At 33.3% G+C, this 20,424-nt stretch carries 21 protein-coding genes; 1 reads left to right on the top strand and 20 read right to left on the bottom strand.

Going from position 1 to position 20,424, the window contains the following annotated elements:
- Nucleotides 1-71 precede the first annotated feature (71 nt).
- The 20 genes from ssb to IGJ90_RS06150 all read right to left on the bottom strand — a co-directional run bounded on the left by ssb (nucleotide 72) and on the right by IGJ90_RS06150 (nucleotide 19,347).
- Nucleotides 72-491 (bottom strand): single-stranded DNA-binding protein, encoded by a 420-nt coding sequence (gene ssb / locus IGJ90_RS06245; protein WP_070363920.1) that lies wholly within the window; start codon nucleotides 489-491, stop codon nucleotides 72-74.
- A gap of 47 nt (nucleotides 492-538) precedes the next feature.
- The gene (locus IGJ90_RS06240; protein WP_438767798.1) at nucleotides 539-880 is read right to left on the bottom strand and encodes a hypothetical protein; all 342 of its coding nucleotides are present in this window, start codon (nucleotides 878-880) and stop codon (nucleotides 539-541) included.
- A gap of 68 nt (nucleotides 881-948) precedes the next feature.
- Nucleotides 949-1,215, bottom strand: coding sequence for a hypothetical protein (locus tag IGJ90_RS06235; RefSeq protein ID WP_438767796.1), 267 nt, complete (start codon nucleotides 1,213-1,215; stop codon nucleotides 949-951).
- Nucleotides 1,216-2,217: 1,002 nt separating this feature from the next.
- Nucleotides 2,218-2,397: a hypothetical protein gene (locus IGJ90_RS06230; RefSeq protein WP_438767794.1), complete on the bottom strand. Its 180-nt coding sequence runs from the start codon at nucleotides 2,395-2,397 to the stop codon at nucleotides 2,218-2,220.
- Between the two features lie 21 nt (nucleotides 2,398-2,418).
- Nucleotides 2,419-2,685, bottom strand: a complete 267-nt coding sequence (locus IGJ90_RS06225) for a hypothetical protein (RefSeq protein ID WP_438767792.1) — start codon at nucleotides 2,683-2,685, stop codon at nucleotides 2,419-2,421.
- A 241-nt stretch (nucleotides 2,686-2,926) separates the two neighbouring features.
- A complete protein-coding gene (locus IGJ90_RS06220; protein WP_438767790.1) occupies nucleotides 2,927-3,331 on the bottom strand; it encodes a hypothetical protein in 405 nt (134 codons plus the stop codon).
- 295 nt (nucleotides 3,332-3,626) lie between these two features.
- Nucleotides 3,627-4,760 carry a hypothetical protein gene (locus tag IGJ90_RS06215; RefSeq protein ID WP_438767788.1) on the bottom strand — a complete coding sequence of 378 codons (1,134 nt, stop codon included), beginning with the start codon at nucleotides 4,758-4,760 and terminating at the stop codon, nucleotides 3,627-3,629.
- Between the two features lie 15 nt (nucleotides 4,761-4,775).
- Nucleotides 4,776-6,833: a type IV secretory system conjugative DNA transfer family protein gene (locus IGJ90_RS06210; protein ID WP_438767786.1), complete on the bottom strand. Its 2,058-nt coding sequence runs from the start codon at nucleotides 6,831-6,833 to the stop codon at nucleotides 4,776-4,778.
- Between the two features lie 2 nt (nucleotides 6,834-6,835).
- On the bottom strand, nucleotides 6,836-7,552 hold the full coding sequence (locus IGJ90_RS06205; RefSeq protein ID WP_438767784.1) for a MarR family transcriptional regulator: 717 nt from the start codon (nucleotides 7,550-7,552) through the stop codon (nucleotides 6,836-6,838).
- A 78-nt stretch (nucleotides 7,553-7,630) separates the two neighbouring features.
- Nucleotides 7,631-7,984, bottom strand: a complete 354-nt coding sequence (locus IGJ90_RS06200; RefSeq protein WP_438767782.1) for a thioredoxin domain-containing protein — start codon at nucleotides 7,982-7,984, stop codon at nucleotides 7,631-7,633.
- A gap of 16 nt (nucleotides 7,985-8,000) precedes the next feature.
- Nucleotides 8,001-8,633 carry a hypothetical protein gene (locus IGJ90_RS06195; protein WP_438767780.1) on the bottom strand — a complete coding sequence of 211 codons (633 nt, stop codon included), beginning with the start codon at nucleotides 8,631-8,633 and terminating at the stop codon, nucleotides 8,001-8,003.
- Nucleotides 8,634-8,646: 13 nt separating this feature from the next.
- A complete protein-coding gene (locus IGJ90_RS06190) occupies nucleotides 8,647-9,729 on the bottom strand; it encodes a phage tail tip lysozyme (protein WP_438767778.1) in 1,083 nt (360 codons plus the stop codon).
- Between the two features lie 41 nt (nucleotides 9,730-9,770).
- Nucleotides 9,771-11,936: a CD3337/EF1877 family mobilome membrane protein gene (locus tag IGJ90_RS06185; RefSeq protein WP_438767776.1), complete on the bottom strand. Its 2,166-nt coding sequence runs from the start codon at nucleotides 11,934-11,936 to the stop codon at nucleotides 9,771-9,773.
- 17 nt (nucleotides 11,937-11,953) lie between these two features.
- Nucleotides 11,954-14,509: an ATP-binding protein gene (locus tag IGJ90_RS06180; RefSeq protein ID WP_438767774.1), complete on the bottom strand. Its 2,556-nt coding sequence runs from the start codon at nucleotides 14,507-14,509 to the stop codon at nucleotides 11,954-11,956.
- A 13-nt stretch (nucleotides 14,510-14,522) separates the two neighbouring features.
- Nucleotides 14,523-14,939, bottom strand: coding sequence for a TcpE family conjugal transfer membrane protein (locus IGJ90_RS06175; protein WP_438767772.1), 417 nt, complete (start codon nucleotides 14,937-14,939; stop codon nucleotides 14,523-14,525).
- Nucleotides 14,940-15,011: 72 nt separating this feature from the next.
- Nucleotides 15,012-15,245, bottom strand: coding sequence for a TcpD family membrane protein (locus tag IGJ90_RS06170; protein WP_438767770.1), 234 nt, complete (start codon nucleotides 15,243-15,245; stop codon nucleotides 15,012-15,014).
- Between the two features lie 19 nt (nucleotides 15,246-15,264).
- The gene (locus tag IGJ90_RS06165) at nucleotides 15,265-16,116 is read right to left on the bottom strand and encodes a conjugal transfer protein (protein ID WP_438767768.1); all 852 of its coding nucleotides are present in this window, start codon (nucleotides 16,114-16,116) and stop codon (nucleotides 15,265-15,267) included.
- A gap of 218 nt (nucleotides 16,117-16,334) precedes the next feature.
- Nucleotides 16,335-17,930 (bottom strand): hypothetical protein, encoded by a 1,596-nt coding sequence (locus IGJ90_RS06160; RefSeq protein WP_438767766.1) that lies wholly within the window; start codon nucleotides 17,928-17,930, stop codon nucleotides 16,335-16,337.
- 46 nt (nucleotides 17,931-17,976) lie between these two features.
- Nucleotides 17,977-18,969, bottom strand: coding sequence for a hypothetical protein (locus tag IGJ90_RS06155; protein ID WP_438767764.1), 993 nt, complete (start codon nucleotides 18,967-18,969; stop codon nucleotides 17,977-17,979).
- 30 nt (nucleotides 18,970-18,999) lie between these two features.
- Entirely contained in the window at nucleotides 19,000-19,347 is a 348-nt protein-coding gene (locus IGJ90_RS06150) for a DUF805 domain-containing protein (protein ID WP_438767762.1), read from the bottom strand.
- Nucleotides 19,348-19,685: 338 nt separating this feature from the next.
- Between IGJ90_RS06150 and IGJ90_RS06145 the strand changes: the two genes are divergently transcribed.
- Nucleotides 19,686-20,270 carry a hypothetical protein gene (locus IGJ90_RS06145; protein WP_438767760.1) on the top strand — a complete coding sequence of 195 codons (585 nt, stop codon included), beginning with the start codon at nucleotides 19,686-19,688 and terminating at the stop codon, nucleotides 20,268-20,270.
- The last annotated feature ends 154 nt before the right edge of the window (nucleotides 20,271-20,424 follow it).

Here is a 20,424-nt window from a genome sequence, read left to right as displayed (position 1 = left end):
TCCATACTTGAAAAATCAGGTATGGAACAAAACTTTTTTATCTCTTAACTATTTGTTCGCTACTAACATGTTTAGAATGGTAAGTCGCTATCTGAAATTTGAACGTCATTTTCAAGTGTTGATTGCTCTAGTTGATTATTCGTTATCGCTTTTGCTCGTTGTTCATTCACTTCTTTACTCTCTAATAAATAAAAGTCTGTCACTAGAACTTCTGTAACATACATTGTCTGTCCTTGCTGATTCTGATAATTTCTTGTTTGAAGACGTCCATTAATGCCAATCAAGCTACCTTTTCCAGTAAACTTTGCTAAAGTTTCCGCAGCTTTTCTCCAAATGACACAGCGGATATAATCTGCTTCACGCTCACCATTTGCATTCGTATAATTTCGATTAACAGCTAAAATAAAGGTTCCTGTCGCATTCCCTTTTGGCGTATATTTTAAATCCACTTCTTTTGTTAATCGTCCTACTAAATTCACTGAATTCATCATTGTTTTTTCTCTCCATTCTTATATTTTTGAAAGGGGAAACTATCCCCTTAATAATAACTACTTTCATAAACAGCTTGTTCTTTATATCTATGAAACGTGTCCCAACTACGATAACCGTATAACATATCAGGATAGGTTTCTGGATCAATTCGTTTTTTTACAATACTGTCTTGTGTTTTTGCTAAAGGATACTCGATAAAATTATCTTTCATTGGCACCACTTTTCCACTCATAGACGAATAATGCTCAAACGTTTTCTTTTGAATAGGCTGAAACCATGCTGTTTTTTCTGTTAACTTCACAATTTGCCAAAATGTCACGTTCGTTTGTTCGTAGCCCCAACTACTATAAAAAATGTCTCCCACTTGATAAGGTGTGTTTTTTTTCATTGTCTTTTTCCTTCCTTTATTTTTTTATCGAACAAAGAGAATGATTCTCTTTGTTCGTCATGTGATTTTTATAAGAAATTTTCAAGCTTTCCGTTTATAATTTCCCACTCATACCATTCGGTAAAATCCTGTGGAAAGCCATTTACTGCATGTTTTTCTTGTTCTTGCACTTCTTGTTCATTCATCGGGTCTAATGCGGTAGGTTTGTTTATTGGTCTAGCGTAACAACCAATATATGTTTCAAAATCGCCTTCAAAATTTCCCTCAATAATCAATCCTCTTTCTTGCAATTCTTTTCTTGCTTGTTCTTTTAGTTGCTCTTCTTTTGTTTTCATAGTTGTTTCTTCCTTTCTGAAATAGAATGGTTTATTTGATTTTTTCGCCACCCCCACCCACCTTTTCGGTAGTGTGTCAGAGGCGCAGGGGCTTGGGGGTGCAACCCCCAAGGTTTTTATTCGGCTCGTTTTTAGACGAAGGCCTGCTTGTTTGATTTTGCTTTTAGTTGTCAAGGATCAAAGTGGGATTCTGTTTAGAGTCCCTTTTCGTATAGCGGTCTTTCGGCATAACCGGCTCGAAAACATGTTCTGACGATTGCCAAGGGCGCACTTGTGCGTGCATTTTACCCTTGGCAATTGGCAGGTTATGTTTTAGGTTATACTCGCCGAATGACTGATATACGATTAGGGACTCTCGAACGCCCACTTCTTTGACAACGGTTAAATCAAACAAGCTAGTCCTTCCTAAAAACGAGCCGATTCAGACGCTTGCGTCTGAATGTGACAGCTTGCTGGCACAAAAAAAGAACGAAGCTCGTCTTCGTTCTTTCCCTTTTTTTCTTTTTCAAAACATTGCACTTTTTAAGCTTTTCTTTCCTTCGAATCTTTTTCCTTTAAACAACATATTAAATTATCTCTACTCCTGTTCTTTTTCTACTTTCTCTCAAGTTTATGGTTCTGGACAGCCCCAAGAACATGGGGCGTTGGCCGTGGGGGTGATTCCCCCCTCTTTCAAAAGAGGCTGAAAGAGGGGTTAGGGGGTGTTAGTTTTGAGACCCCAAGATTGGGGTAGGGGTTGATTTCCTTTCCCTTTTATCAAATTAGATGACTAAACTATCATTTTTATTTCTGAGTCAAACCTTGGTATTATTTACTTTTCTGTGCTCGGCGGAGGAGACTTCCCTAGGTACATGTATTTTAATACGTGGAGCTAGGGAAGTCTCCTCCGCCGAGCACTTAGAAATGTTATAATACCAAGGTTTGACGGACTCCTTTTTTGAATCCTTATTCAATCATGTTTCAATGAAAATTCAAACAAATTTCAAAAGAAACAACTAAGATTTATACATTTTTTATTGCTCTTTTCTCTTCTGTTTTTGAAGCATTTTTAGTTAGCATATTCTTGCAAAACTCCGTCATTACTGAGTTTTGCACGCTTTCCTCCTCTGTTTCTTCCTGTATTGCTGATTCACTTTGAGTTGACTTATCCTTGCAAAACTCCGTCGTTACTGTGTTTTGCACACTTTTCCCCTCTGTTTCTCCCTACATTACTGATTCACTTTGAGTTGGCTTATCTTTACAAAACTCCGCCGTTACTGTGTTTTGCACACTTTCCTCTTCTGTTTCTTCCTGTATTTCTGAAACGCTTTGAGTTAGCATACTCGTGCAAAACTCTGCCGTTACTGTGTTTTGCACGCTTTTCTCCTTTGTTTCTCCCTGCATTGCTGAAACATTTTGCGTTGGCTTATCTTTGCAAAACTCCGCCATTACTGAGTTTTGCACGCTTTTTCTCTCTGTTTCTTCCTGCATTTCTGAAACGCTTTGAGTTGGCTTACCCTGAAAAACTCTGTCATTACTGAGTTTTTCACACTTTTCCTCTTTGTTTCTTCCTACATTTCTGGAACGCTTTGAGTTGGCTTATCCCTGCTAAACTCCGCCGTTATTGAGTTTTGTACGCTTTCCTCTTCTGTTTCTTCCTGTATTGCTGATTCACTTGGAGTTGGCTTACCCTTGCAAAACTCCGCCGTTATTGAGTTTTGCACGCTTTTGATTAATCCTGTTTCACTTCATTATAAACTTTTTCAAGTAAGTACTTTAATGTTCGGACGTATTCTTTTAGTTCTTCAATAGTGTTAGCAGTAATTAACGGTATTGTAATTGAATAGCGTACCCAATTTACTAGAATTCGTTCTAGTTCTAAGGAAAATATCGCACCATAAAAAATAGAAATTACTTTTTGTAGTTCTTCGTATTCTGCAACAAAGAAAGTCAAACTATATTTTCCGATCTCAAATGTACCATCATTATTCACATTAATATCAATAATTGAGAGCTCATCAATTGAACTGTCTACAAAATTCAACTCAAAAAAATGACTATCTTTTTCATCTTCCAAATAAGGAAAATAACCAAAATCTTCTAGTTCTTTTATCAATAATTCATTTGTTTTCTTCATATTCTTCTTCCTTTTAAATCGATTTTTAAAATTCGATTTAAAAGGTTTTATCTTTTTGTGATAGAAATTACCTAAACTGCTCTAAAACCTCTTAAATCGAAAATATAAGCTTTTAAAGATATTTGAAATTAAATATAGTATTCATTAGTTCATTGTAGTGACTGTGTGAAGCTAAACTTGTTCAAACATACTACTCAAAAAAACTATTCTATTCTTAATATAGGAGATCCTTAGATTGTTAATCTATAATATTAAACGTTCAATCATGTTTTAATAAAAATTCAAACAAAAAACTCTATTTATTATTTCCTCTTTCTATCCACCAGTTTTTTAACGTTTTTTCCGAATGCTCAATTTGTTCCTTTTTTTCATCTAATTGTTCCAGAGCAAGTTTAGGCAATTTAAATGTAGGTAAAATCTTTTCAGATTCCTTATGTGACAATAAATGTAAACTTTGTTCTTGATCTAATACTTTTACAACATCATTACTGATTGTATTGGCATGTGCTAATTGGTCTCGTAACAATTGATTTTCTCTTTCTAAATAAGCAATTTTTTCTTCATACATTTGTCTTTCTATTTGTGACATTTCTTCCTCCTCATTTCCTTCTGATTCTTCTTGTATTGTTGAATCGCTTTGAGTTAGCTTATCCTTGCAAAACTCCGCCGTTACTGAGTTTTGCACGCTTTCCCCCTCTGTTTCTTCCTGCATTTCTACAACACTTTGAGTTGGCTTATCCTTGCAAAACTCCGTCGTTACTGTGTTTTGCACGCTTTTCTCCTTTGTTTCTTCCTGTATTTCTGCAACATTTTGAGTTGGCTTATCCTTGCAAAACTCCGTCGTTACTGTGTTTTGCACGCTTTTCCCCTTTGTTTCTTCCTGTATTTCTGCAACATTTTGAGTTGGCTTATCCTTGCAAAACTCCGTCGTTATTGAGTTTCGCACGCTTTCTCCCTCTGTTTCTCCCTGCATTACTGATTCACTTTGAGTTGGCTTACCCTTGCAAAACTCCGTCGTTACTGTGTTTTGCATATTCTGAATTTCTTTTGTAATTATTTTTTCTAAAATTGTTATCGCATAATATTTTTTATTTTTCTCACCAACATAAATCGGTTTAATTTGATAGCTTTTAATTAATCGTTGTAATTTAGTGTATGAAATTTGATATAAATTGCTTGCTTCAGTAATTGTCATACACGGTTCCATTTGCTTCTCTCTTTCAACTACTTCCTCAGATATTGACGTCACAGTTTTTTTAGATTCAAAATATTGTTTCATTGCTTTACTATCTTCAGATCGATACAATTCATTTCCTTCGTAGTCAATAGTTTCTGCTTCAATTTGATTTTTTTCAATATATTTCTGAATTTCTTGAGGAGTTGTTTGAAAATAATCTGCTAATTCCGTAATACTCATTAATTTCCGCATGCTTTTCCCACCTTTTTATTTCAACCCATCTAATGCATTTCGCGAATAGATTTGTTCCTTTGTCATTGACAAGTTGTTTCCTGTTTTATCTACCATAAAAAAAGTATGATTTGGTAGCTCTTTGGCTGTATCTGGATCAAAAATAAATTTTCGCACATTTCGAATCGTTCCACGATCTTCTTTGGTTTCAATTCGTCGAAAAATTCCTCCTTTATTTTCTGTCATAACAGTTCGATCAATGTCTTCATAGGTTCCAGCAAGACGAGACGTATATTCTGCATTATCTGGATCATTAACTCGTCCTAACAAAAATAAGTTAACATTATCAATAATACGCCCTGTTAAATCGCCTTCTTCTGTTTTCAGGTCAGATTGAGACTGTGCGCCTAATACTGCCCCAAAATCTGCACTTCTTGCTTTAGAAACAATATCTATAATTTTCTTTGAAGCATAACTACCAAATTCATCAAAAAAACCTATACCTCCTTGATAAATAGAAGAGGTTGATTTTATTTGTTCAGTTTTCGTCATTTCTGTTTCCGCATATAATTTTGTTACTACATGTGCAACATCCGCAATCAAAAAACGTCCTAACGTTTTTATAAATCCTGAATAATCGTTTGAATTGAATGAAAAAAGAACGACGTGACCTTCTCGTATAATTTTAAATAAATCTAAGTTTTTTTCTGGTACTTCATTTTCTAAAAATTTTTCTCCTAAATCCGAATAAATTAACAATTCTAATTGTGTTCGTAATCCTTGAATCAGTTTAATCTTTTCCCCCTTCATTTCAGCAGCTGCTTCAATATCACCGTAGGTAAGAGAGGACTTACCAAAAAAATACTGATTATATTTTGCATATAACAAATCTTTCCCAAAAGTTTTCGATTGAATCACTTTTTTCTGTTGATCTACCAATTCACTAACTTTCTTTTGCTCTTGAATCGGTTCTTTTTTTTCTGTTCGTTTTTGTTCTATAAAAAGATAATTTGCTAATTCTTCCATATCCAAAAATCGATGAATTGTTTGTAAATCCCTACGCAATCGTTCCCCTTGTTCTTTGGGTCTAACTACTCCATTTTGTTCCTCTAACTCTTCTTTTTCTGCAAAATCTTGAACAAAACGAATAATCATTTGCAACATGTTCTCACTTTCTTTTTCATAAAATGATTCTGACCAATCCAACGTTGCCATTAAGCGATCTTTAATAGCCGTTGCTTTTCCATAACGAACAGGATTATAGTGAAAGTCTGTTCTATCAGAAAAAACATAGACTTTCTTTCCATAGAATTCTGCAATTTTTCTTACTTCCTTTTCTGTTTTTGGATCACCTTTTCCATCAATAAATGCAGTTCCTAAGCCATTTCTTAAAGCTCCTTCTAAAATATTGTACATTAAAGAGGTCTTTCCACTACCTGTTGTCCCGCAAATAAAACAATGGGTAAAAAAAGAATGAATGTCTAAAAAAATATCTTTAGCTTTCGTATTCATTCCTAAATAAACTTTTTTGTTAGAAGAACGGCGATATGCTCGTTGTCGTTGTGCTAAAATTTTTCCTCTATCACGAAAAATTTTCTTGAAGCGATCACTAGTTAAATAGTCTTTTTTCTCTGCTTCTTTTTCCTTTGTAAACCATGTTTTTTCAAGTCCTCGATACCCTAACAGAAATAAACATGTAAAACACCCAGTTAAAATTCCTATTCCTAACCAACTTTTAGCAGTAATCACAAAAGGTGCGCCATTTTGAATCATTTCTTCCGCAAAACGTACACCGTCTGCCCAAATCGTACGCCATAATCCGCCAAATTGAAATAGTGGTAGCCACGAATAATTAGTAAGATAAAGAAAAAGGAAAAAGCTAAATCCCAAAAAGCCCCACCATTCCCAACATTTTTTAGAAAAATTTTTCAATAGATAGGTCAATAAAATCGCTAATAAAACAGCAGGTAAAAAGAAAAATAAAAAACCTACGCCTAGTAATCCTAAAATCATTTCTATCACTGCTCGATTCGATAAACCTCCACTTTTCGAAGACTGATCCATTTTCAAAAAATCTGAATTATTTTTTCCCATAACTATTTCCTCTCCATCGGTTCAAATTGTTGATAATAAACTGGAACACCACATTTTTCTGCATTATGGAACACATAATTGAAAATTTTCTTATTTTCACATACGTAATAAATCACTTGATAATTTTCTAAAGACAATTGATCCGCGTACCATTTTAACTTTCTTAAAAGATACTCGTGCGATTTTCTAGTTAATTCCAATTCATAGGCAACAGTACATTCTTCTCCATTTGCTTCAAAACGAATCAAATAATCTGGTAATTTTTTACGTAACGCTGCTTTTTCTCTCATAAGTGTTCGTCCTGAATACTTTCTTTCTAAATCTGTATACCACCATGCTAAATTTTCTCGCTCTGTAATCAAATAAAACTGTTTTGTTGGTTCATTTTTACAACATTCCTTTAAACTTTGAAAAGAGGCTTCTACCATTTTTAAATTGTGTTGTAAAATGGTCGTATTTGGTTCTTTTTCAGTCTGAGTATAACCAAAATTGATCAAACCAACGTATTCACTTCCCGCTTGCGTAATATAGTAACAATGTTCTTTGTAAATCCGACAAACTTTGATAAATCCTAATTTTTCTAATTTATTCACACTATAAGAAACATGTCCTTTACAGGTATCTAACCATTGTAATAATTGATTCACCGTCATAATCCCATGGCGATCAATCTCAACTAAAATCCGATAAATTTTTGTATCTTTTTTTATCAAATCCATATATCCGTCTCCTCTAATTTTTTTGGCCATTTAAAACTGTCGTTTTTTGGCCACTCAAAATGTAGGTTTTTGGCCCATTTATTTATTCAATCGAATAAACGAGAACACTTCTTCCTTTTCACTGCTAATCAAGCGTTTCTTTTCAAAAACAAAAGTAGGAACTTTTTTTAACTGATATTCTTGAATATATTTTCTATTTGCTGGAACAGATAAATTAACAAATAGTAAATCTTGATACCATACATTATGCCAATACAATTGCGGATAAAGTTGTTGACAACTTTTACAATCTTCTCGATAAAACACTTTAATTCGTGAATCTTCCTTTGAAAGTACGACAGATTTCTTTGATGTCAAATTATAATGAATCCAAGTAGTTGCTCCTTTAATTCCTAAATGAACTGAAAAGAAAAAAACAAGAATAATATACAAAAACAATCTCCTTCTTTTATTCCAAAAGATCACTTGTATAACCACTTCCTAAATTATCCATTCTTGTAATGCGTTGACTTTCTGGATTGAATGAAATAGAAAAAAGATTCATTCCTTTTTGACTGCCATAAGCAGAACCACTTGAATACTTCACTACCACTAATCCATCAATCGTTTTTGTTGTCCAAGCTTTTACGTATACTTCACATGAAAGTAAATCTGAAGAAATTCCATTTGAATCTCCGACTGTTGTCTTTTCTGAAAAATATTGTTGATATAACTCTTCAGACAACCATTCTTTTACCTCTTTTTTCCGTGAGCCATACGTTTCGGGAGTAAAAGTATACATTTTTTGAAATAGTTTTTTTGTAATATCCGCAAATTTTTTTCGTTGCTCACTTGTTTCTGTATTTAATTGCTGTTCCTCCAATACTTCTTTTTGTCTTACTAAAGAATCATATGCTTCTTTATTTATTTGACTTGTATGCTCGCTTCGCTGGATTTCTTTTTCTAAATAAGTTTTTTCTTTTTTTAATTCAACAACTTTTGTTTGAAGTCCTTCTATTTCTTTTTGTTCTTTTTGAACAACAAAAAAGAGTGCGACTAAAAAAATCGCACTCATTGATAACACGATACCTATTGTTCTCATTTTTTCTTCTCTCCTATTTTTTTATTGGTCTTGCTAAACAAATATCTCCACCGTTTAACAACGCGCCAAAGGAATTTCCAAACGTTTCAATAGACACACGATCCTGTCCTCCTCCTTCTTGAATAATTTTTGTTTCTTTCCCTTTCCAATTTTCAGTTAAAATACCTGTATGGCCATTTGCTCCTGCGCCACCTCCAAGATTGACGATTACTATATCTCCTGCTTGTGCTTCATTTGGCGAAATTTCTCTTAAATACTGTTGAGCCTCTCGAGCATCACTAGTCATTGAACCTGTATACCATCCCATTGCTGGAGGTACTTTATACCCTGCTTTATTCAATACCAACCAAACATAACCAGAACAGTCTGTATAGCCTTCTTTATCAGGATTTAGCGGATCTCCACCAATCATATCAATCGAATGTGCAATTGGATTAGGATAATGAAACCAGCCTAGCCATGATTTTGCAACACCTAAAATATCATTGTTGTTAGAAATTTCTTCTTCACATTCTTCTTCTGAACCTGTCGAACTCCCAACAGACAAAGCACTTTCTGAGATTGGATCACTAGTCCCTAGTACTGAATACCAATGATTGGCATAATTTAATCGATTCCCCATTGCAGGGATTCCAGCTCGTTCGAATTTAATTTGCCATTCTTCTGTTGCTTGTTCCACTGAAGTTAAAGTGAATACGCTTTGAGAAGCTTTCTCTGAACCATTTAACTCATAAATCAGAAACTCGATTTGTAAACCTAGATCAGACCATTCTTTTCCTTTTTCCTTCGCAAAATTTTTTAAATTTGTTGTTCGCCCAGCTGTCCATTGTGCAATTCCATGACCAGATAAAGGATCATTTGGACGTTCAACGGCTGTTGGCATAATACCTGATTCTTGTTGAAAATTTCCTAAAATCCCCGCCATTGCCTGAGCGGTAAGTTGTGGAAATGCTTTTTTTAAATTGCTATAAATTTGCTTGGCATTTTCCGTCATGTCTTTATTAACAGCAACCACCTGAACATCACTAATCACTTCACAATCAATAGCTCTTTGATTCTCAGAAACTGAACTACTTCCTAAAACGATTAAAAACAAAAAAGAAAATACTAGAACGAGTAAACATAAAAGTTTCTTTATCATTTACGCCCTGTTCCTCTGTATTTTCTTAATAAACGTTCAAATTCATTTCCTCGAATTCGATTAGTTGTCTGATTTTTCACGTCTATATGCGCATGTTGTTCATTGTGTTGTTTTTGGTTAATCGTTAGGTTTTTATCTCCTTCTTGAAATTGTTGGTATACTTGAACAGGTGTTTCTGGTTTGGGTACTGTTGAATTTGGCACTTGTTGTGTCTTTCCTTTTTCATCAGTGGTGCTATTTGTTCCAATTTTTGATTCTTTTTGATAATTTTGTGTCATGGTTTGCTGTTGCTCTTGTTGTGTTATTTCTTCTTCCGTTTTATTTCTCTCTTTTGCTTCACTCATCGGAACATTTTCGACAGGTATCTCTTCATTCTCTTCAGTTGAAACTTCTGGAATATCTGGCACATCAAGTTCTTCTAATTCAATTGGATCTGGTTCTTCCACTTTGTCCATTTCTTCTTGAATTTCTAGTTCTGAATCAGGTAAATCCATTTCATTGATTCGATTACTTTGATCTGCTTCTTGCAAATCATTTTCAAATTCAGAATCTTTATCCATCGTTTCGTCGTCCATTCCATCAAAATCGTTTTCCTCTTCTTGTGTCAAAAGAGTATCCTGTTCAGGATTATCTTCGTCTTTTTCTTCATCACCAGTATAATCCGATACGTTTTCTTCTCCTCCAGTTGAATCATTGGCTAAAGCTAATTCAGGTGGCATGCCAGCTGCCATAAGTGCTGCACTTTTAGCACTAGAAATTGCTGAATCTTTCATATCAGACACCTTGTCCAAACCTTGTTGGAAAAATTCTTGCGAACCTTGTTGCATTTGAACCATTACATCACTTCCTCGTCCACTTAAAGCACTCATTAATGAACGAAGAATAAAATGTCTTGATTTCCACAACAAAATATACACGAGTCCTTTCACAAAAACGTTCCCTAATACGGGTATGAAATTTTCTGGGGGAATCAATAAATCAATGGTTGTATTGATCAAGCAAAACAGCAAAATTGCCATGGCCAAAACACCTTTAGATAAGTAAATTTTTACGATATTACCAATAGAATTAATGAACCCATCACTGTAACGTGGTAATAAACTGACTATTGCGACAAGTGGAAGAATATATTGATACAATATAGTCAACAACTGTAAAAATACATTAACAAACGCTAAAACAGTAAGAGGAATTCCCATAAGAAATACACCAAAAATCGACACTATGGATATAATAAACTTAAACCCTGCTTTTTCTCCTGTTAGATATTTATTATGCTTGGCTAAATCCTTTAATTGTTGTTTTTGTTTCTTACTATCTAATTTCGCAAATTCTTTACTTGCTAAATACTTTCCATTTGTATCTTTGGGAATTTCTTCACTTTTTACTTTGGCGTACATACCATTAATTTTTTCAACATTCGTTGTTCCATAATTCAATAATAAGAAAGGACGATACATCGTTTGACGAAACAACTCATTTCGAATAATCTCTGTAGCTGTTGCTCCACTATCGTTTCCATTTTCTGTGCTTAATGCGCTGGTTTCGTCTGTTTGTCCTGCAATGCGCAGAACTTCCGCTTGAAATTCAAAAGAAATATCATTCATTCTATTCAAGTAGGTTGACGCATGGGGAAACCATATACCAGAAACCACCAAGACTAAAAGAATTTTTCCTAAAAATAAAACAGCTTCTTTTGCACTTTCTAATAAAATTTTTCGTATAATTGAAAAGAACGAAAATAAAAGGATCAATCCTACATAATTATTTTTTAATGTTTGCCAGATATTGTTCGTTAATTCTGTAATCACATGACTAAGTTGCGATAAAATATCCATCGAATATAATTTATCAATGACAAAATCAAAAATTTGATAAATTACTCCAGTGAATTGAAACAGCGTATCTGCAAACCCACTAATGGTATTTGTCCAACCTTTTCCAAACATTATTCCCCAAAATCCTGAAATATCGCCTATATAAGAACGCAGATTATCTAAATCTACATCATCCTTCAATAAGCCACCACTTGATTGAATTTTTACGCCTTCAGCAAATACTCCGCTTGAAAAACAAAAAAAGAACAGAAAAAAAAGAAACGCTACTAAAAGTAGCTGTCTCCGTATTTTCCTCTTTTTTACTTGCACTATAGGTGTTAACAACGCTCTCCCTCCTTGTGTTATAGGTATTGTTCTTCTAAATTTCCACTTGCTGTTCGCTTAACCGTTTTGTTGGCCAACTGCCATTCTGGAAATAAAGCATGAATCGATAATTTGTTTACTCGTGAATAACTATCTTTCATTAAGCATTGTCCTTGTTGTAAGTTTTTCAACAGTTCGATATTCTCATCTGTTACTGGCATACTTAATTTTTCTAGTATCTCTGGACGTTCAGACGCTTCATCAAAGGCAAAAATCATTCCTAACTGTCCTTGAATTTCTTCAGAATCTGTATCTTTCACAGATTGAGAAGCAAAGATACAGCCATTGCATTGCGCACGTCCGACCTTTTTTATCTCTTTTATAATTCGCCGCCCAATTGCACTAGTGGATAATACCCAGCTTTCATCAAAAATTTCATACGTATACTGTTCTGGATTCTGTTTTCCAAATAAACGAATATACTCACCCACACAACACATAACAGCAATCGAATTTCGCTCACTTTGTGTATACTCCAGTGGATTTTGATTTGGTTCAGGCAGTGTTAAGCCTTCAATAGATAAAACTGTACTTCGATTATCTAACGACAACGTTCGATTTTTTCCATCACTAAAAATCAACTCCAAAACAGAATTTTGAATTTCATTTTCAAAAATTTCTCCAACTTCACGAATAGCTGGATTACGATGATGAACCAACATCGTGACCCATGTACGCAAACCAACTTCTTTCCCATTTTGTCGATCTTCTAATACACGCATCAACGCGGCCATCATTTGATTACGAATTTTATCATCTTTTTTCCAATCATAAACTTGACTTAAAATATCTTCCGCTACTGTCTTTGCTTCATTTGTAGGTAAAAAAACGACTGGATCTAGCACACCATGATTTTCCTTATTTTTCGCATCTAAAGTCACAAAAGCAATTTTTTTCAACAATCGGACAAATACTGGATATTTCTGTAAAAATTGCTTATTACTCAATAATTCTTTTGTTATTTTTTCCAACTCTACTTTTGGATCAAAATACAACGTACGAACATTCATTAGCTGAAGAATCCAAAAAAACAATTTCAATAAGAAACTTTTTCCATTTCCTGTACTTCCTGTTACTTCAATATGTGGACTGGCACTTGCTCCTGAAATATTTTGATTGTTTGCTAATGGATTCCAAAAAACAAATTTTCTTGAGCGTTTCACTGCCATATCTCTCGTAATTTTTCGATTTCCATCTGTTTGAACGCCCAAAAACCAACCAACTTTGTTTCCTAACGCATTGGATACGCCAAAAAGAAATTCTGATAAACCATAACTCGTACAAAAATGTTTCCAATACTTGATGTCTTCTTCTCGAGAACCAATTAAACATTGATGGAATAATTTTTCTTGGTCTACTAGTGGCATTTCTACTCGTACTTTCATTTTTCTTAGGGTAGAACGTAAAGAGCGTGCACGTGCCCGACACTGCTTCGGTGTTGAGCCATAAACCACAAATACAGCAGAAAAACGGAAAAAGCTTTCTTCAGACTCAATATCTTGCAATGCTTGTTCTGATTTATATTTCGCTCGCAATAATTTTCCACTTACAGGAATCCCACTTGCTTGCATATCACGAACACTATTCTTTAATTCTTTTCCTTTACCAATGGCCTTTGCTTTCACACCAAAAAATGGATCGTTGCTCTCCAATGATTTTGCATTCACTAGATACTCACAAGGAAACGGAAATTGTTGTTTCAAATAAAATAAATCATAACCTTGTAGATTATCTGGAAACTCGGATACAGGTAAAAAACTAAGATATTGAGTACCATACTCAGTTTGAACACCTAAAACCCCTCTTTTTACATTTGGAAATAAAATTGCTTCCGTAATTTCATCAAATGATTGTACCCGTTCTTCTTCTGAACGAAAATGAGGAGTATTTCGCAAAAATTGTCGTTTTTGTAAGTACGCTAATGCTTTTGTTGTTAGCCTTATCGGATGGATCATGCTTAATTCTTGAAACAAATCATTTTCTTTTTGCTCAAATTCTTCTAAAAGTTTTTTTCCATCACTGGTTACACCACCTAAAATCTTTAATAGATCTTTTTCAACCTCTTCTAAACCAATCTTAATTGCTTCTGCACGGCTAGTAATTGCATTATACTCACGCAATTTTACACCTAAAACAAAAATATCTTTACTTAAATCACCATATAAACGCTTTAATTGTTCAATGGTTTGATCGGCAAAATAAGTAGGAATCTCTGGATTTTCAGGATTAAAATCTTCTTTTAATGACTCAAATAATTCTTTCAAGTTAAATTCATAAGGTAAAATTCTCAAATCAATTCCTTTATAATTTTTACCTAATTCATGATATATATACTGTTTTGTACCAATTTCTTCTTGTCTCATTTCTTGATCGTGAAGTTGAACTTGTGTTTCTTGAATAAAATAATACGCCCATACGTCTTTATCTTTCGTAATTAATAAATTTTTATGATAATACGTAATCGGATACTTAAATTTCACTACTTCCTCTTTTTTAGTCATGAAAGGAAATAGTGAATGAAAAATCGTTTGCATTTGCTTTACCTCCCTACCATTCTTCGGTTAGATACACCACTGGCGCTTGTTTATACGGACGATAACGTCCTCTATACACTACTTTTTTAGGTACCATCACTTTAACAAAAAACAAAAAATAATCTTTTATAAATTGATCGATTCGCTTTCCTTCTAACGGCAAATTTAACAATAAAAAGGTTAAGCCAAACGAACTTGCTAATGTCCCTAAAAATTCAAACAAAATTAATCCTGTTGCACTTTGAATCATACGCAAAAAAGGAGCGAGCACAAATCGAACAAAAGAAAAACTCCCTATAAATACCAAAATACCTTGTAAAGATAAGCGCCAAGGCAATACCACCATTTTCTTTTTGTACCAAAATTTCAGTTGCATACTTATAGGCGCTTGAAACATACTCGTATAATTCATTGCTTTGATTGGTTTCATTTGTTTCTCCCTTCAATCATTTGATAAAAAAAGAAGGCGATAAGCTCTTAAAAGAACTTATCGCCAATTTGATTAACCGCCCATATTCAAAAGCTTATTGATAATCCCTTCGGCAATTTTTACCATCGTGCCTTCTGGATTTCGTGCAAATACAATCAAGACACCTGCTAAAATAATCACTGCAACTAATCCACCAAATTCTCTTTTAGCAAGGCAGATAATAATTAATATTAACGCCACAATGACAATAATTGAAACGACCGCACCTTGTGCATAGCTTTGAAGTCCACTAATTTCTGGTAACATTTCTTTCTTCTCCTTCTTTTTAATAATGAATCAACTGATCAATAAAATATTTTCCATCAGTTGTTTTGGATAAATGTAGTTCCATATTTTCTTCAAAAGAAACCCCTGTGTTTGCATAACTCATAATCAATGATAATTCTACAACTGGGTGGTCTTCCGTTTCGTATACAGTAAATTCTTTTGTTTCAATCGTTAGTCCTTTTGGCAATCCTTCCACATTTTTCATTAGATACTTCAAATTTTCTTGATTGTTCTCTTGATATTCCGTTAAAAACTGTTCAACGAATGTTCTAATTTTTTTCGTAGCTACTTGATCTTGTAACACATTCGTTGGTAATTGGTGCTCCTCATAAGAAGTAGAGGCTATCAAATTCTTTCGCTGATCATTTTGTTGATAAGGTAATCCTGTTAATTGATATTTGCCCTTTTCAACTTTAAACGGAATATTCAAAATGGTTTGGAACGTTTGAGAATTTTCTGCTTTTGTTTTGATTTCGACAAAAAATTTCGCAATATTTTCTGTTCCTTTTCGTTCATAACCATAATTTTCAATTCTGGTTACTTCAGTATCTACACGTGGTGATTGTCCTAACATTTTCCCTAATTCACTGTAATACTCACTTAGCTTTTTACTTCGCTGTTGTTGTTTTTCGTATTCTTTAAATTGTTCTCCATATAATCGGATAAACTCTTTAAAAAATGCTTCTGTCTCTGGAACGTCTAACTGTTGTTGCATTTCTAATTGTGAAAATTGCTTTTCTAATTGAACAATTTTTTTATTAGCTATTGTTAACTTGTTGGCCACAACATTTGACCGTACAATAGACAAACAACTAAAAAAAACGAATAAAAAAATAACTGTCCAAATCACCTTACGTATCTTTGAAGCACCATACGTATATGATTTTTTTGACAGTTTTTCTTGAGATCTATTCTTTTTTGAGGTGGAGCTCTGCTCCTTTTCTTTTTTTGAAAAGGGGAATTTCATTCTTTTCTACCTTCCCGTAATCTATATTTTGAAACGACTTTCATCGTTTCAGTCACCCCTTAGGGCTATTCCTTATTAAATAACTTTTAAACCTTGACTTCCTAAATCGTATTTTCTTTGTTTTGTTCTTCTTTTTCAATTAATGCTTTTTTAGCATTCTCTAGTTGAACAAAAATAGTATCTACTATTTCTTGTGTTGCCTGCGTATCTTCCATTACTCGATTCGCTTCTTGTAATACTTGTTGTAACGTTTCCCAGCTATCTGGTGTATAATTTACAGCTTCTAATTGATTGACTTCTTGAATTAACTGTATTAACGCTGTCTTGTCTGCTTTTCTTACTAATTGCTCTTTTGCTTGTTGTAACGCGGCTAATTGCGCTTGTACGGATTCTTCTGTTATTTCACCACTAGAAACAAAGGCTTTCGCTCTAGCCAACTCTGCTGTAAATACCGCTACGGATTGTTCCGTATACTCGGTTAAATCCATTTGTTCGCAAACTTCAATCAAACGAGTCAATTGCAATAGACTATAATCTGGTTCACCAATCGTTTGTAATTGAGCTAACGCTGTTTGAACCAATTGAACACTTTCGTCCACTTGGGCTTGTGTAGCATCCACAAATTGCAAGACTTGTTGCGCTTGACCTACTGCTTCGTCTAATACTTGTAAACTTTCAGCTGTATACAACGCGCGATCAATGCCTTTGGCTTGCTCAACAATCGCTTGAAGCGCTGCTTTTTCTCCACGTTCTACTAAGTGCATAATCGCTTGATTCAACTGATTTAACGCTTCATCAATACGTTCTTGTGTCGCTTCGCCTTCTTGAATCAACGCTGTTGCTTGTTCATACGCTTGATCTAAGCGTTGGGCACTTTCTGTCGTATAGTTTTCTCGTTGAATGAGCTTCACTTGTGCGACCAACTGCTCTAAATCAGAAAAATTGCCTCGTAGTACCAATTGATCAATGGCTGCTTGTAAGACTTCTACTTGTGCATTCACTTGAGCTTGCGTCGCTTGACGTTCTGCCAACATGGTTTTAGCTACCTTCAGTTGATTTTGCATCACTTGATAAGAAGCTGTCATGTAAACAGAAGCTGGTAAACCTTCCGCATTTTCAACTAAACGTTCTAATACTGTATAATCTACAAGTACTATTGGTGGTTGTTCATCAATTGGTGGTTGTATTGGTGGAAGAATATCTGAAATAATCGGAGGTTTTATTTCTACTATTGGTTTATTCGTATCAAAAGAATTTGGTTTGTTTGGCTGTAAAATCACAGGCGCTTGCCCACTCAAACTAGGCTTAAATTGTACAGATAGTGGTATCATTTGATTTTTTTGTTTTTCACTGGTAAAGACACCTTCCTTATGACGATCTGCTTGTTTGGCTCTTCGATCAAAAAGTGCTAAATCTTCTAAAACCTCGTTTGGCTCTAAAATATAATTTTCTTTCCCTCTTATTTGTTTAATCACTTTTTCCACTTTTTTTGAACCTGTTACTTTGTCTAAAATAGACTCTTCTTTACCTTCTGAAAATTGTTTCAACACATTTTTCTTCTTTTTAGGGTAAGAAATTGATTTAGTTGCTTTATCTGATTCTGCTGACAAATTATCCCATATTGCATAACCAGTACTTCCCAAAACAACTGTACTACATAGCATAGCTATAAGAATTTTCTTCTGTTGATTTTTCATATATTTTTTCTCCTTTATATTGCAATAGTTTTTGGTGTTACGTTTTTTATAAATTTTGCAGTTCTTCTTTTAATCGGAATTTTTCATTAGCGACTTTTTCTGCTTGCTCTCTTTTTTTACTCCCTTCTTTGCTTAATTTTTCTAATTCGACTTCTTTTTCCTTAATCGCTTGTGTCAATTGCTCATAACGAAAAATTTTCTCTTCTAATTCAATGTTGCGTGTTTGTTTTTGAATAGTTTTTGCTTCTTCAATCGCTTCTTCCTTCAAATACGCATATCCTACCAACGTTAAACGTTCTGTGTCATTAATAAATGAATCTTTTTTCGCTTCATAACTATGGATCGCAGAAGAATAATCTTTTTCAAAGATAGACACATCAAATGAACCGAAAGTTGTTGAGAATTTTTTAGTAAATTGTTTTAATGTTTTTATTTTTTTAGTTGTTTGTTTTTCTAACATGGACATATACAGCATTTGTTCAATCTCATTTGCTTTATTAGGAAAATTTTCTCCTGCTTTGATATATTCTTCCGTTTGAATAAGTGTTTCAAACGAAGTTTTTTTTATAAAATGAACATAACCAATAGAAGCCATACAACTAAAAAATAAAGCAACAAATACCACTATGCTAAGCTTTCGATTGATTCTTCTTTTCGTTTTTTGATTAGATACCTCTTTTGTTTCTGATTCTCTATCCTCTTCTAAAAGTTCTATTTCTTCTTTTTCCTCTTTGTTAGAGGAAAGATTCACAAAATAGGCTTTTAAAAAATCAGCTAATTGTTTTGCTTCTTCTGAATGAATTTCTTCTAACTGCTCATTTATTTCGTCGTATAATGAAAATTCTTCTTTCTCTGTAGGTAAATATAGATAACCTGAATAAAAAACCTCCTCCTCCGTTTTCAATTGAAATGGATACCCCTTTTGTTCTTCTCCTTGCAAGTAGTCATTTAAATCTTTAAGATAATCATTTACTTTCGACAAAGGAATTTGCTCGTTAGGCACTTCTTCCATTTCTGAAGAAACAAACTGAAAATACATCGTATCCCTCCGTTTCTCTGCTTTTTTTGTTTATTCTTTTTGCGTTGGTAAACAATACAACACAGTTAATAGGATTGAACCGATCGTTGGGATAAAATATAGAAAAATAAATCCCCAATGTATTCCTGCATCTCGTAAACGACGAATACTTATAGAATGAGACGGAAAAAGAACTGCCACACAATAAACAATGAATAAATCAACTAGACTAATTATCACTGCTTCTGAAGCATTCAATGCATGTATAACGACTATTATTATCCCTAGCCCAAAACTAATAAAAGTATTCATTAACATAACAGACCAATACACTTTTCTGGTTACTCTTCCTTTGTAATGAAAACTGTTCTTCCAAAATTGTTTATAATTTGTGATCATTTCTTTCCCTCTCTACTGTTTCTTTTTGATTTCAACTTCTTCTGGTTCACTTGCAATGAAGCTTGCCATAAAAAAAGTTGCCAGTACTCCCCCTGATAATAATCCACTTACAAATAGCAAAGCTTTCTCCTCCTTTCTGAAAAATCCGCCATAAAAAGGTTAACTCTTCATTAAATTATTAAATAAAAACCTTTTTTGTTATTTGTTTTTGCGTATCACCTCATATTTATTTTTTTTAATAACAATGTATAATACATACTATACGTTTCTCTAACTCATTTTTTCACAAGCAACACAAACGTCTACTACTAATAATTAACTTATTGAGGTGAATTTCTATGGAATTGTTTGAAGTTATTTCTTCAGTAATATTAGTTGCTAATTTCATTTGGACAATCTTTAATTATTTCGCAATAAAAAAACAACCCTTCAAACAAAACAACTTAAAAAAAGTAACCAAGTATATTTTTATTCCTTGTTACTTTTCTCTTGAAAAAAATCTGTTTCAAAAAATTACAAAAGAAAATAAACGAGAAATATATTCTAATTTAATAGAACTAAATAAAATAATTACTGAAAATCAATTACAGTTCTATTTGAATGATGCTTTGTTAATTTCATTAAAAAAATGTATTCATTGTTTTTCAAAAGAAAAAATAACTTTTAATACACATTTCCGATATATTATTTTTTCCAATAACTACTGGAAAAATCTCAATCGAGCACGTGCTGATCACGGACTGATTCCAAGAAGCTTAATTTATAGAATACAAATAGGCCTAGTTTTTTATCCCTATCTACTTGTAGAACTTGTACTAGTTATTTGTAAAAGTTTTTTTATCTTCATAGTCGTTCTAGCAATAATTCTTATTATTTTTGTAACTATACTCTGTATCTACTCTACTTTAATTGTTAAAAAATAATATCTTAAACTGCTTTAAATTCTTTATAAATAAGATAAAAATCGTTTGAGAAAAAAAATAAATCAATGAAAACCCAAACGATAAAAAATATTCCTAATACTATATTTAATAAACTACGTTCTAGATAGATACGAGATTTTAAATTTAAAAACGA

The organism is Enterococcus sp. AZ129 (genome assembly GCF_051714505.1).
Classification (GTDB): Bacteria; Bacillota; Bacilli; order Lactobacillales; family Enterococcaceae; genus Enterococcus; species Enterococcus faecalis.
This window is presented reverse-complemented; position numbering and strand designations above follow the sequence as displayed.

What these genes read in the sequence shown, in the direction of transcription:
- ssb (WP_070363920.1), bottom strand. Translation starts at nt 491, where the DNA reads ATGATGAATTCAGTGAATTTAGTAGGACGATTAACAAAAGAAGTGGAT.
- IGJ90_RS06240 (WP_438767798.1), bottom strand. Translation starts at nt 880, where the DNA reads ATGAAAAAAAACACACCTTATCAAGTGGGAGACATTTTTTATAGTAGT.
- IGJ90_RS06235 (WP_438767796.1), bottom strand. Translation starts at nt 1,215, where the DNA reads ATGAAAACAAAAGAAGAGCAACTAAAAGAACAAGCAAGAAAAGAATTG.
- IGJ90_RS06225 (WP_438767792.1), bottom strand. Translation starts at nt 2,685, where the DNA reads ATGCAGGAAGAAACAGAGAGAAAAAGCGTGCAAAACTCAGTAATGGCG.
- IGJ90_RS06220 (WP_438767790.1), bottom strand. Translation starts at nt 3,331, where the DNA reads ATGAAGAAAACAAATGAATTATTGATAAAAGAACTAGAAGATTTTGGT.
- IGJ90_RS06215 (WP_438767788.1), bottom strand. Translation starts at nt 4,760, where the DNA reads ATGCGGAAATTAATGAGTATTACGGAATTAGCAGATTATTTTCAAACA.
- IGJ90_RS06210 (WP_438767786.1), bottom strand. Translation starts at nt 6,833, where the DNA reads ATGGGAAAAAATAATTCAGATTTTTTGAAAATGGATCAGTCTTCGAAA.
- IGJ90_RS06205 (WP_438767784.1), bottom strand. Translation starts at nt 7,552, where the DNA reads ATGGATTTGATAAAAAAAGATACAAAAATTTATCGGATTTTAGTTGAG.
- IGJ90_RS06195 (WP_438767780.1), bottom strand. Translation starts at nt 8,633, where the DNA reads ATGAGAACAATAGGTATCGTGTTATCAATGAGTGCGATTTTTTTAGTC.
- IGJ90_RS06180 (WP_438767774.1), bottom strand. Translation starts at nt 14,509, where the DNA reads ATGCAAACGATTTTTCATTCACTATTTCCTTTCATGACTAAAAAAGAG.
- IGJ90_RS06175 (WP_438767772.1), bottom strand. Translation starts at nt 14,939, where the DNA reads ATGAAACCAATCAAAGCAATGAATTATACGAGTATGTTTCAAGCGCCT.
- IGJ90_RS06170 (WP_438767770.1), bottom strand. Translation starts at nt 15,245, where the DNA reads ATGTTACCAGAAATTAGTGGACTTCAAAGCTATGCACAAGGTGCGGTC.
- IGJ90_RS06160 (WP_438767766.1), bottom strand. Translation starts at nt 17,930, where the DNA reads ATGAAAAATCAACAGAAGAAAATTCTTATAGCTATGCTATGTAGTACA.
- IGJ90_RS06155 (WP_438767764.1), bottom strand. Translation starts at nt 18,969, where the DNA reads ATGTATTTTCAGTTTGTTTCTTCAGAAATGGAAGAAGTGCCTAACGAG.
- IGJ90_RS06150 (WP_438767762.1), bottom strand. Translation starts at nt 19,347, where the DNA reads ATGATCACAAATTATAAACAATTTTGGAAGAACAGTTTTCATTACAAA.
- IGJ90_RS06145 (WP_438767760.1), top strand. Translation starts at nt 19,686, where the DNA reads ATGGAATTGTTTGAAGTTATTTCTTCAGTAATATTAGTTGCTAATTTC.